The following is a 12602-nucleotide window of genomic DNA, read 5'->3' on the forward strand; positions in this document are numbered from 1 at the left end:
CAGGAGGAAGGAATATGACATATCCAAGTGTTTACCCCACAGGGGTCACCATTTACAAGCCGGAAAAAAGTTGGAGCGGTTATACCATTTTTCAAGCCAGGGAGCTTGGTGCGCTGCTCATTGATATGAACGGTTCGGAAATCAATCTTTGGAAAGGACTGCATGGATTTCCCAATAAGCTTTTTCCCGGCGGCTACGTCCTAGGCCATACCGCCGAAAGAAATAACGCCTTTGGCATGCAGGACCAGACCGATCTGGTGCAGGTGGACTGGGAAGGCAATATTGTCTGGAAGTTTAACCAGTATGAGTTTATTGAAGATCCCGGTGAAGAACCTCAGTGGATGGCCAGACAGCACCATGACTATCAGCGCGAAGGAAATCCGGTAGGGTACTATGTTCCCGGCATGGACCCCCAGGTGAATAAAGGCAATACGCTGATCCTCTGCCATAAAAATGTTAAGAATCCGAAAATTTCGGAGAAAATGCTTTTAGACGATGTCATTATTGAAGTAGACTGGGAAGGGAATATTATTTGGGAATGGGCCTGCAATGAACACTTCGACGAATTGGGTTTTGACGAAGCCGCCAAAAACATCTTGGCCCGGGATCCCAATATGAGGTCCGCCGGCGGCGGCATGGGCGACTGGATGCACGTGAACTCCATGTCTGTGCTGGGCCCCAACCGGTGGTACGATGCCGGTGATGAGCGCTTCCACCCCGATAATATCATTATTGATGGGCGTGAAACCAATATTATCGCCATTATCGATAAGCAAACCGGCAAAATTGTTTGGAAATTAGGGCCCTACTATGATAGCAGCGAAGAGTTGAAGAAACTGGGCTGGATCATCGGCCAGCACCATGCCCACATGATTCCCCGGGGGCTGCCCGGTGAAGGAAATATTTTGGTATTTGATAATGGTGGCTGGGCCGGTTACGGTTCACCTAATCCCGGTTCTCCCACCGGAGCGAAAAATGCTCTGCGGGATTATTCCAGAGTATTGGAAATTGACCCTACCACACTGAAGATTGTTTGGCAGTACACTCCTGCTGAAGCCGGTTTGGTGGTGCCTGCCGACAGCAACCGTTTCTATAGTCCCTTCATCAGCAGCGCCCAGCGACTGCCCAACGGCAATACTTTAATTACGGAAGGATCCGGCGGACGTCTAATTGAGGTAACCGCAGAGCATGAAATTGTTTGGGAATATATCAGTCCCTATTGGGGTGAAAAATTTAAACTAAACATGATTTACCGGGCTTACCGGGTGCCTTATGAATGGGTTCCTCAGGTGGAACGCCCCCAGGAAGTTCCCATCCAGCCCATTGATGTTACTACCTTCCGGGTACCGGGCGCTGCAGGCCCCGGCAGAAAGAAAGAGGTTGCGGTGGAAGGCACCAAGCCTTACCAGGGTGACGGTGCCCTGTGCGTTGCCGCAGGCGACGAATTTGAAGAAAAAGAATAAATCTAATGGGGGGCTTCCGGCCCCCCGTTCATTCATCAGGAAAGTATTCGTGAACAGGGGGTAAGGTCATGACGTACAATGCTGTGGTTATTGGCGGCGGTCCCGGGGGATATGTCGCAGCCATTCGAATTGCCCAGTTAGGCGGCAAAGTAGCGCTGGTGGAAAAGGATCAACTAGGCGGTACCTGTCTAAACAGAGGCTGCATCCCAACGAAATCCCTGATTGCTGCTGTAGACAAATTAAAGGGCGTGGAGGAGGCAGCGGCCTTTGGTATTGCAGTGAATCAGCCGGTGGTGGATTTTAACAAAGTTCAGGGCAGAAAAGAAGAAGTGGTAGAAAAACTGGTCAGCGGCATCCAATTTCTATTGAATAAAAATAAGGTAGATTTTTTTAAGGGCGCCGCTAAAATTAAAGCTCCCGGTGTGGTGGAAGTTGCCGGCGACGGTGAAACCAAGGTACTGCAGTGTGAAAATATGGTGATTGCCACCGGTTCCAGCCCGGCTTTAATTAAAAGTCTGGGGTACAACGGCACCAGCATCATTACCAGCGAGGAAGCTCTGCAACTGCAGGAAATACCGAAAAGCCTGCTGATTATCGGAGCCGGGGTTATTGGCTGTGAATTTGCCCATATTTACGGCAGTCTGGGAACAGAGATTACCATGGTGGAAGCGGCACCCAGTATTTTATCTCTTCAGGATAAAGACATTTCCCGGCGCATGCAAACAATTTTTAAAAAGAAAAAGGTTACTATCAAAACCAATGGGTGCATTAAAAAGATTACCGAAGTGGATGGCGGCATACAGGCCGAATTGGAAAATGGTGAACGCCTTACCGCCGAGAAAGCCCTCATCTCCATCGGTCGGGTGCTCAATACCCATAACCTGGGCTTGTCCAAAGCAGGGGTTGCCTTGGGAGAAAAGGGACAAATTTTAGTGAATGATCAAATGCAAACCAATATAAAAGGGATTTATGCCATTGGCGATGTGGTTATGAAATACCAATTGGCCCATGTGGCTTCGGCCCAGGGAGTAATTGCGGCGGAAAACATCATGGGCAAGGAGGCGGTCATGGATTACCGGGCGGTTCCCAGTTGTGTTTTCACCAGCCCTGAAATCGCTTCGGTGGGGATGACCGAGCAGCAGGTTAAGGACAAAGGCCTTCCGGTCAAAACCGGCAAGTTTAATTTTATGGCCAACGGCAAGGCCCTGAGCATGGGCGAAGGGGATGGGTTTGTTAAGGTTGTGACCCACGCCGAAACCGATAGAATATTGGGCGTACACATCATTGGTCCCCATGCCTCAGATTTAATTGCCGAAGCCACCCTGGCGGTCCAAAAGGGTCTGACTGCCAAGGAACTGGCTGGGGTTATTCACGCTCACCCCACCCTGGCGGAAGCGTTGATGGAAGCGGCGGAGAATGTACACGGCTTAAGTATTCACGGCTAACGGCGTTGGCAGAGGAAACGGCAATGAAGGTTTGTTAAGATTTTTCCTTTAGATAAAAACTTTCATTGTGGCAGTACAGATTCTTGTTGTTTGTCTTCTGAAAGTCCCTTCGTTATGATAATAATGAGATAACCATCACCAATATGGGGTCTAAGGTCCGGGGGGAAAGAAGGCATGAAGGATAAGGCGGCTTTACTTTCGACATCACCTTGGGTAAAAGCACATTTCTTAAAATCAGAGGATTTAACCAAAGAGGATATTGACTGGATTCAAAAAATCGGTCAAAAAAGGTGTTTTCCCCGAGATGCCATAATCATTGGGATGGGCAGTTGCGGCGAGCAAATGTACTATTTACTGAAAGGAACGGTACGCAACTCCATCTTAAATGCCGGTGGGGTGGAAAAGTCGGTTTGCTATGTAACTGCCGGCTGTTTTCTGGGCGAGGAGCCTTTTTTTCACGGACAGCCTACCCTGTACCATACCGTGGTTCTTGAGGAGGTTGAAGCCCTGGAGATCAGCCGTAAATACATGAAAGAAATGATATCGCGACCGGGCTTAGCCCATATTTTGCTAAATTCGGTAAGCTTTAAATCCCGTATCCTGGCCACCCAGATTGAAGACCTTGCCTTTCGTAATACGCTGGAAAAGGTCTCGCGAATCCTTTACTGCATTTTGGCGGAGAATAACGGAGACCGGGAAAAATCCCGGCCCATCCACACAAGTCAACAGGAATTGGCCGCCATTGCCGGTGCTCATCGGGTATCCATTACCAATGCCATTTCCCAGCTAAAAAAGGAAGGGATCATTAACAGGGCCAGGGATGGGTCCATTATCGTGCGGGATTGGGAAAGACTGAAAGAGAAAGGATTTAGCTGCCATATCTAATTTTTTATAAAATCCTATGGACGTTCTTATGATAGAAAGACGTTGACAAGAACATCTAGGATCGATAAACTAAGTACAAATAATGGCGATGGAGCTCGCCATAACCGCCCTTGGGCTAATGGCTCCTACCTAGAAATAGGTAGGGGTCTTTTGTTTTTTCGTATCTGGGTTAGTATTTAGTATAAGGAACCATTTATTTCTAAGGAGGTATTTTTTATAGCGGAGGAAGGAATAAATCTTCAAATTTCAGTTTTAACGGTTGTTACCTTAACTGTGGAAATTGCTCAGGTAGACGGGCTTAACAAAAAGACGAGTACTATAAATTGGTTGAAATAAGAGCGAACTCTATTTTTAAAAAGCATAAGGAGAAACTGATCATTATAAACAATTAAAAGTAGAATATATCGTCAAGCAAGGGGATATGGCACAGGAAATTGTTGATTTTTCCGAGAAAGAGCAACATGACCAAATTGTAATAGGCAGCCGGGGCCTTAGTAATATCAAAGAATTATTTCTTAGCAGTGTAAGTCATAAGGTGATTCAAATAGCCAAATGCCCAATCGTTATTGTGAAGTAGGTGATTCTATGATGAATTATTTAGTAGTTGGCCTGGGGGGGATCTTAGGCTCTATAAGTAGATATGCCTTGAGTTCCTTTGTCTCAGGATTAAACAAAACGGCTTTTCCCTATGGCACATTAAGTGTCAATCTGATTGGTTGTTTCTTGTTAAGTTTTATTGCTTATGGAAGTATTCTTAAGTGGAATCTACCCAAAAGATATATTCTTGCTATTAATACCGGATTTATTGGGTCTTTTACGACCTTCTCAACATTTTCACTAGAAGCTCTAAACCTAATCATTGAAGGCAAACTTATACTAGCCATTGCCTATGTGTTAGTCAGCGTAATGGCAGGGCTAACGCTCTCCTGGCTGGGAATCTATGCTTCAACCAAGATTTATCAAAAAGCCCGGTTAAGAACAGGCATGTAAAGGAGTCCTGGTTTTGAAAATATATCTTTTAATTGCTATTGGTGGATTATTTGGTGCCATCAGCAGGTTTGCGCTATCAGCTTTTATTCAATCCAAGCACAACAGACGATTTCCCTATGCAACTTTTATCATTAATCTCACTGGCTCATTTTTACTTGGTTTTCTCTTTGGAAGGCATAATTTAAGGCCTGAATTCTTCTTTTTGTTTGGAACTGGCTTTATGGGAGCATATACCACTTTCTCTACTTTTGAGTTTGAAAGCATAGAATTGATACGAAAAGAGAAGTTATTACTCGCTATAAGCTATCTGGTTTTCAGTGTTATTATTGGCGTCTTTTTAGCATATCTTGGTTATTTAATCGGAAAGGGTTTATAAAGTTGAACCAAAACAAAACAATAAATAGAAAACTCGCTGGCTAAAATGCTGGCGAGTAATTTTTTTATCTTTTTTCCTGGCTGCGTTATATTGGAAACTGAATCTTTCATTATATTGTACGGGATTAACAAGCCTCAAAAAATTTGCTGTAGGAGAAACAGATTTATTAAATTGCTGTTTTATGATTGAAATTTCCATTTATAGTTTGTTTTAGGACTGCTTCTCTGATACCTAGCAGAAGATCCTTAGAAAGTCCTTATGTTGAGACGCTTTGACACTAATGGCATGGGGTCCTTCCGTGAACTAGGTTTGGCGCAGACAAATACAAAAAAGAGTCCGGAGGTTTGATTACCTCTGGACTCTTAAAATATAAAGATTTGGTCGGGGTGACACGATTTGAACGTGCGACCCCCTGCTCCCAAGGCAGGTGCGCTACCAAGCTGCGCCACACCCCGAATGTTTTTCTCACGAGGTTTATTTTAACAAATAAAAACCGGCATTGCAATAGAGGGAATGATGGCAGACAAAAAAAGTCCAGCTTCATAGCTGGACGGGGAGAGATAAACTCACCAAAGCGGAGTTAATGATAGTTTTGACAAATAAGCGTTACTTTATTCTTTGAATGGAAAAATTTTTAAATACAGGAAATATTAAGTGGACAAAGCCCATATACATTTAATACTAGAAATTGTAAACCCGGAGGGGGTCTATAGGTATGAGTATACGTAGAATACCGTGCATATTGCTGGCGCTCTTTATTTGTCTGGCATTTTCATCCCAGGGTCTGGCCGAGCCGGAATCGGGAGATACAAGTTCACAAGAGAGTCCGGTGGTAACGAGTAAAATATTTATTATCATTATAGACGGACTGCAGGATGACGTCCTGCAAAAAACCTCAGCCCCCAATATGAATGGAATGGCCAATACCGGAATTCGTGCCTCTGGGGTTGTTTCGGTTTATCCGGACACAGCCCAAGCTACCGTTGCCTCGGTGCTTACCGGCAGGCTGCCGGCAAAGCACCAATTCATTAAACCGGGAGATCAATTCAACGGTTTAACCCTGCAAGGAGCAATGGAACAAAAGAAAATTAGTACTTCCTTCTTTGGGGCCGAGGGGGAATTGAAAAAACTGTTGTATCGCGGAGAGCATAATTGCAGCGGACCTTTTAACGGCAAGGATGAGCTTGTGATCAATAACCTCTTGAATGAATGGTCACAGACCCAGTCCTATTTAAATATTATTGTTTTGCCCGAACTACGCTCGGTTATCAATGAATACGGTATTGACAGCAATGAGTATAAAATGGCGGTTACCAAGACGGATAATCAGGTGGGGCGTTTATTTAGAAAATTACATGATGAGAACACCTTTGCCAGGAGCATGATTATTATTACCGGGACCATGGGAAAACCACCGTTGTTTGTGAAAGGATTACCCTTTAAGGAAAGTATTCAAATCCCACCGGTAAGCCTTTGTGACATTGCACCCACCATCGGATATTTAAATGGTGCGAAGCTGGATCAAGCCGACGGTATGATTCTTTGGAACGTGCTAAAAGATATGCCGGGGCAAGACGAGAATGTCTTAATGAAGGAGCGAGTAAAGGATCTGAGTAATGCCAATGCCCGCTTGCAGGAAGAGATGCGGCGATTGGAAAAGGAGAAAGTACGTGTTAAAGAAGAACAGGCACTGGTGGCCCGGGAAAAAGAAAATATCCAGGGACAGATTCGGTTGAGAGATCAAAAAATTGCGGGGTTGGAAAACAGAATCAGCCTGTACCATATTGGATTTGTCGCCATTATCATCCTGTTAGGATTGGGTTATTTAATTCTTTTCCGTTTATTAAGGAAAAGGTATCTCATGTTTTAAATAAAGAAGTCCGGATTTTTCCGGACTTCTTTATTTGCGTAGATGGCCTGCGATTTGGGTAGAGATTTCTTCGCTTTGTTGCTTCACCTTGGCCAAGTACATAAACACACTGCCAGGATAATCAATTTGCTCCTGAAGAACCGCATGTTCCAGGGAGGTCCTTACCAGTGAAATGACACAGTCCGGCGAATGGTTGTCCCGGCATTCCTTACATAGTTTACAGCTTTCAGCAATGGTCTTGGATATGGCATCGGAATAATAGGGCTTCAAGTCATTTTGGGGAATTAACTTACTGGCCCCCGGTATGTCCAACACACCCTTTTGATCGGCGAAATGCAAAACCTTTTTGGCAAAGCCCACCAGACAAGTAGACTCTTTGCATTGGCCGGCTGAGAGGGTATCACAATTCTGACAAAAATCGTTTAACATCTTCATTAAGGTCTCAAAATTCACATCCGTGTTCTTGGCAACCGACATAGGATCAATCCTTTCCGCATTACTCCATTAAAAATGCCGCAAATTCGTCTTGTTCTTCCTTTCCACTGCTGTAAAGCTCTGTAGGTGGGGTAAAGGTCTTTATACCCACCCGTTCAATGGTTTTGCACAAGCGTTCGTGAGGCTCGGCATGACTGCGATATTTTTCCAGAATAAAATCAACCACGTTAAATAGATTATTTTTGTTTACATCAGCGGCTACTTTGCTGCCATGAATGGGTTGATTAGTGGCGCCTCTGCCGCCAATCACAACATCAAATTTATCCCCGCCTCTGGCAATGAGGCCAAGGTCTGCACAATAAGGTTCCGTACAGCCCCGGGAACAGCCGGCGGTAGAGATCTTAAAATCTTTGGGCACGTCTTGGCCCAGATAGCGCTGCTGCAGCTCGATTCCTACCTCAAGGGCCGGACCCAAGGATCTGGGGCAAAGTTCGGCGCCACCCGGACAGGCCTTTATACTGCGGACCTTATTGCCAAAGGGTGCAATTTGCAGATCCAGTGTTTTCAGTGCCTGCAATAAAGCGGGAATATTTTCTTCCTCCAGAACGGCAATCAAAGTCTGCCGAATGCCACATTTAATTCTCCAGACGCCTGTGTCCCGTGCGGCTTCGGCTAGTCCCATAAATTGTTCCGGCGTAAGAATGCCTCCGGGAACAACAATATTTACCGCATATAAACCGTTACGCTGTTGACGGAAAATGGCTTCGCCCAAAGTGATTCCTCCTATACAAATATTTTCCATTATGGCTGCCATTCTCCGTTGATAGGACAAATGGTTGCAGCCTACTGCTCAAGGGTTTTAGCCTGAGCTGGTGGAAACGATGATCCAATATTAACCATTTAATTCGACAATTTTATTTAATTTTCCTCTTCTTGCAAAGACTTTTCCCGATTTCGGGGTTTGCGCTGAGTTGTATCAACTTCCCAAAGGAACCCACGGCTAAAAAAAGAACACCCTGTTGTTAGGGTGTTATAGGTCTACAAATTTTTCTTTGATGGCGTATAAGGCCGCTTGGGTTCGATCCACCACCCCGATTTTTTGAAAGATATTGGTGAGATGGTTTTTCACTGTTTTTTCACTGATAAATAAGGATTTGGCAATGGCCTTGTTGCTCTGGCCTTTGGCCACATGTTTAAGAACTTCGATTTCACGCTCGGTAAGCGCCTGATGCTTTTTGTCATACTGCTCGCTGGAAGTGAGCCGGCTGAATTCGGCCAGGACACGGGCTGTGAGCGCAGGAGGGATGAAAGATTCACCCCGGGCTACGCCGAGAATGGTTTGGATCAGTTGGTCCGGGTGGACATCTTTGAGTACATAGCCGGAGATGCCATGTTTTATGAGTTCAAATAAATATTCATCCTGGTCATGAATGGTTAAAGCAATAATACCGATTTGAGAATGTTCCTCTTTAATGGCCCGACAGGCTTCAATGCCATTCATCAGCGGCATATTAATATCCATTAAAACAATGTCAACTTCCTTTTGCTTGCAGAATTCCACAGCCTTTTGTCCGTTTTCAACCTCACCCACCACCTGGATTTGCGGCTCGATGGACAAAATCTTTCTTAGTCCTTCCCTAATTAAAGCATGATCATCAGCAATTAATAAATTAATGAGCTTCATCCCCATATACACCCCCAAATGAAATCACTCATTGTTTTCGATAGGTATCCAGAAAGATACTTCCGTACCTTTTCCTGGTGCAGAGGAGATCGTTAAATCTCCCTCCAGGAGCTGCAACCGCTCCCGCATCCCGATGAGACCATAACCACTGCCGTCTTCACGGGGCTTGGTCAATTCTCTGTTAAATCCACAACCGTTATCCTTTACATATACGTTGATGCGCTTGGATTTTAGTTCCATTTTTATAATAACGTTGCTTGCCTGGGCATGTTTTTTTACATTGGTTAGTGCTTCCTGTATCATTCGGAAGATGGAGACTTCCAATGAAGCATTCAGTCGGCGTTCATTGCCAAAAAAAACGAATTCCACATGAATGCCGTTTTGAACTTTATAATCTTCCATATATCTTTTAAGCGCCGGTATTAATCCAAGATCATCCAAAACCATGGGGCGCAGATCAAAGATAATTTTTCTGACATCCTGCAAACCATGACGAACCAGTTGTTGCAAAGAAATAAGCTCTTCTTTCACCAGACTGGGATTCATTTCAAGCAGTTTTAAACAAAATTCCGCCCTCATGACAATATTGGCCATGGACTGGGCGGGGCCGTCGTGAATATCCCGAGCCACCCTTTTGCGCTCTTCCTCTTGGGCCCGGATAATGGAAAGCCCTAGCTGCTGCATATCATGCAGGTTCTCCAGCTTTTCACTTAATCCGGACAGACCGTTGCTGAGAAACTGCATGGCTACACCCACCTGAGAAACCAGCTTTTCTGCCCGTTCAGCGGTATCCTTCATGCGTTTTAAGGTAAGCTCCAGATGATCCCGTTTAAAACGCAAGGTTTTTTCCTCTTCCCGCAGCATGATTAACTTTATTTGAATGGCCTGGGCCTGTTCATAAGCCTGTTTTATATCTTTTTCAGAGTAGCGGCGGAAGTCCCTGCTTACCTCCATTAAACGGATTCTGGATTTTCGTTCATCGGACTCCAGGGTATTCACATCACGGATGATAATCGCTACCTGCTCTTTGATATCTTGAATTTGATCCTGAACTCTTTGCTGTTCCTGGCGAGCGCTCTCTGCAATAAAATAAAGCTGTTCCTTACTTTTTTCGATAGCGGCAATGGTTTCTTTAATAATATTATCCAAAGTTTTAATATCAATTGGCATACGAAGACCGCCGTTCCGACTTTATTTTTGGATCTATCTCCTTATTCGTTAAAATCTGGAGAATTTCCTTCAAAAAAATGTAAATTAGCACAAAGTCTTTTATTGGTAAATATATTAACATTTTCTACGCAAAATTTAATCTTCCGGTTACATTCTCCTAATTCCCTTGTATTATGCTTGCCTTAGGACAAGGAACCAACGGTTCTATATAGGATAGGAGGAAATTGGGTGTTAAGAGGCATTTTGAACAGGGTAAAAGCGAAAAAAAGCAAGAGAAAGATCAAAAGGAAAGTCCCAGGGACAGGCTTTTCTTTCTTTTTAAATTATTTGACAGTAAAAAAGCCGTCCTTTAAGCAATGGGTTATGAAACCCTTTTCTTTTAAGCGGACTTTTTCTATTCCCAAACCGTCCATGGAAAATATTTCGCTGCAGGCCAGAATGGTCATTGTTTTTGCGGTAATCATTTTATTGATCACTGCCGGGATGGGAACGGTGATTTTTGAAGAAGCCAAAACCAGTATTGCCAGTGTGATGACCAGCAGGATAAAAATTACCGCAACGGATAATGCAGATAAAATTTCCATCATGCTTCACAGTATGGATAAAAGAGAAATTGCCAGTAAAACAGACTATTATTTAACCAAGCAGCGCAATGCTTATAAAGTTTTAAACTACCGCGCCTATGTGGATGTAGTGGATGACCAAGGTAAAACGGTGGTGCCGGTGAAGCAGGAACAACCCCTGCAGCCAAAGGAAAGCGACCTTGCAGCTTTATTAAAAAAAGGAAAAAATGGGGAAAGTCAGTCGGCTTTGCTGGGAGGAGTTCAATGCACGGTAGTCATGGAGCCCATTCCGGGTAGACCCTGGTACTTTGTGGCAGGAGTTGCCGAAGAAGATTACCTGGCACCCGTGAGTCATATGAGAATGATGGCCCTGGGGGTAGGTCTGGGGGCGTTGGTATTGGCCACCATTCTTTGTATTTATGGGACACGCAAATTTTGCCTGCCGCTGCAGCAGATGATTAAAATGATGGAGCGGGCCCGTACCGGTGACCTAACGGTTCGGGCTGTGGAAAGGGGGGTCGGTCCGGAATTTAACCAGTTGGGAGTTGCCTTTAATGCTATGCTTAAGGAACTGGCATATTTGTTAAATGAATTAAATCAAACCACCCAGGTGCTTTTAAAAAGCAGCCGGGAAATGTCTCAGGTAGCCGATCAGCAGTTGGATGCTGTGAAAAAAACGGGCCAGGCTGTAGGGATGATGTCTTCCTCGGTGCAGCAAATTACAGCCATGGCCGGAGTTACCCAGGAGTCCGGCAGCAGCATGATGAAGGCTGCGGGAGAAGGAACCGGGTCTGTGAAAAAACTGGTTGAGGTGATCAATCAGAACCATGAAGTTATTGCAGAAGAAGCCAGAGCTGTGGGCAATCTGGGAACCCGGGTTCAGGAAATCAGCCGATTAGTGGATTTAATTCGAAAAATATCAAAGGACACCCATTTACTGGCACTGAACGCTTCCATTGAGGCTGCCCGGGCAGGTGAACAGGGAAGGGGTTTTGCAGTGGTGGCCGCTGAAGTGGGGCGATTGGCCGAAGATACGGCCTCCACCACCAAAGAGGTTGAACAAATCATTGCCGCCATTGCCAAGGAAAGTTCTCTGGTCCTGGAAAAGGTGGAACAAAGCAAAAGTATTGCGGAGGAGGGGATTTCGGCCACCTTGAGGGCCGAGGATGCTTTACAGCACATTGTGGATACCATTCATTCTACCTGGCAGCAGATCAGCAATATTTACCAGGGGGCGGAACAAATATCCCTTGGTACTGCCACCGTGGAAGAGCTCATTCAGGATTTGGCCGGGGATCCGTACCGCCAGGAGGAGCAGCACAGCGCCACGGCACATCAAATTGCCAGCACTGCCCGGACCCTGGATGAACTGTCCGGTGCCTTAAGAAGCAGATTGGCCGGTTTTAAGCTGGCTTCGCTAAATCCAGTGGAAACGATGGAAAAGGAATCTTTAGCCGATTGCACTGTGTACGGTGAAGAAGGCAAGCAAAGCAATGAGACCATACAGGTAGCTTAACTTTTTGCCTTTTAATACAAACTTAACAAGCATTTAATGCTTTGTTTACCAAGGAAAAATTAAATATTAACAAACTACGGATAAAATTGAATCAGGAGGTGGGAAGCAAAGAGGAAGCGGGGTTCGTTTCAATTCATCATGACTACGAGATCCTTCAACCATAAAGGCCGATGAACTAATTAATTGAATAAGATCAAGGAGGAAG

12 protein-coding genes, 1 tRNA gene and 1 riboswitch are annotated in these 12602 nt (G+C 44.9%); of the genes, 8 read left to right on the plus strand and 5 right to left on the minus strand.

The features are described 5' to 3' along the window. Nucleotides 1-14: 14 nt before the first annotated feature. The 6 genes from DESRU_RS08475 to crcB (DESRU_RS08500) all read left to right on the plus strand — a co-directional run bounded on the left by DESRU_RS08475 (nt 15) and on the right by crcB (DESRU_RS08500) (nt 5159). The gene (locus tag DESRU_RS08475) at nt 15-1463 is read left to right on the plus strand and encodes an aryl-sulfate sulfotransferase (protein ID WP_013841694.1); all 1449 of its coding nucleotides are present in this window, start codon (nt 15-17) and stop codon (nt 1461-1463) included. Nucleotides 1464-1531: 68 nt separating this feature from the next. Continuing rightward, nucleotides 1532-2908, plus strand: a complete 1377-nt coding sequence (gene lpdA, locus DESRU_RS08480) for a dihydrolipoyl dehydrogenase (protein WP_013841695.1) — start codon at nt 1532-1534, stop codon at nt 2906-2908. A gap of 174 nt (nt 2909-3082) precedes the next feature. After that, nucleotides 3083-3793, plus strand: coding sequence for a Crp/Fnr family transcriptional regulator (locus DESRU_RS08485; RefSeq protein ID WP_013841696.1), 711 nt, complete (start codon nt 3083-3085; stop codon nt 3791-3793). Between the two features lie 75 nt (nt 3794-3868). Next, nucleotides 3869-3928: riboswitch (Fluoride riboswitch) on the plus strand. 286 nt (nt 3929-4214) lie between these two features. Next, a complete protein-coding gene (locus DESRU_RS21760) occupies nt 4215-4370 on the plus strand; it encodes a universal stress protein (RefSeq protein WP_081461993.1) in 156 nt (51 codons plus the stop codon). Next, nucleotides 4346-4783, plus strand: a complete 438-nt coding sequence (crcB, locus tag DESRU_RS08495) for a fluoride efflux transporter CrcB (RefSeq protein ID WP_238446393.1) — start codon at nt 4346-4348, stop codon at nt 4781-4783. Before DESRU_RS21760 ends, crcB (DESRU_RS08495) begins: the two co-directional genes overlap by 25 nt. Nucleotides 4784-4796: 13 nt before the next feature. Then, nucleotides 4797-5159 (plus strand): fluoride efflux transporter CrcB, encoded by a 363-nt coding sequence (gene crcB, locus DESRU_RS08500; RefSeq protein ID WP_013841698.1) that lies wholly within the window; start codon nt 4797-4799, stop codon nt 5157-5159. A gap of 378 nt (nt 5160-5537) precedes the next feature. On the opposite strand, the gene DESRU_RS08505 is transcribed toward crcB (DESRU_RS08500), so the two are convergent. Next, a tRNA-Pro gene (locus tag DESRU_RS08505) sits at nt 5538-5614 on the minus strand. 260 nt (nt 5615-5874) lie between these two features. Between DESRU_RS08505 and DESRU_RS08510 the strand changes: the two genes are divergently transcribed. Continuing rightward, a complete protein-coding gene (locus DESRU_RS08510; RefSeq protein ID WP_013841699.1) occupies nt 5875-7029 on the plus strand; it encodes an alkaline phosphatase family protein in 1155 nt (384 codons plus the stop codon). 30 nt (nt 7030-7059) lie between these two features. On the opposite strand, the gene DESRU_RS08515 is transcribed toward DESRU_RS08510, so the two are convergent. The 4 genes from DESRU_RS08515 to DESRU_RS08530 all read right to left on the minus strand — a co-directional run bounded on the left by DESRU_RS08515 (nt 7060) and on the right by DESRU_RS08530 (nt 10318). Then, on the minus strand, nt 7060-7506 hold the full coding sequence (locus DESRU_RS08515; RefSeq protein ID WP_013841700.1) for a hypothetical protein: 447 nt from the start codon (nt 7504-7506) through the stop codon (nt 7060-7062). Between the two features lie 19 nt (nt 7507-7525). Then, the gene (locus tag DESRU_RS08520; protein ID WP_013841701.1) at nt 7526-8236 is read right to left on the minus strand and encodes an NAD(P)/FAD-dependent oxidoreductase; all 711 of its coding nucleotides are present in this window, start codon (nt 8234-8236) and stop codon (nt 7526-7528) included. A gap of 258 nt (nt 8237-8494) precedes the next feature. Continuing rightward, nucleotides 8495-9154, minus strand: coding sequence for a response regulator (locus DESRU_RS08525; RefSeq protein WP_013841702.1), 660 nt, complete (start codon nt 9152-9154; stop codon nt 8495-8497). Nucleotides 9155-9172: 18 nt separating this feature from the next. Then, complete coding sequence (locus DESRU_RS08530; RefSeq protein WP_013841703.1) at nt 9173-10318, minus strand: sensor histidine kinase; 1146 nt, start codon at nt 10316-10318, stop codon at nt 9173-9175. 411 nt (nt 10319-10729) lie between these two features. On the opposite strand from DESRU_RS08530, the gene DESRU_RS08535 reads away from it, so the two are divergent. Next, complete coding sequence (locus tag DESRU_RS08535; RefSeq protein ID WP_238446395.1) at nt 10730-12397, plus strand: methyl-accepting chemotaxis protein; 1668 nt, start codon at nt 10730-10732, stop codon at nt 12395-12397. The last annotated feature ends 205 nt before the right edge of the window (nt 12398-12602 follow it).

The sequence above is a fragment of the Desulforamulus ruminis DSM 2154 genome (assembly GCF_000215085.1).
Taxonomy (GTDB): Bacteria; Bacillota; Desulfotomaculia; order Desulfotomaculales; family Desulfotomaculaceae; genus Desulfotomaculum; species Desulfotomaculum ruminis.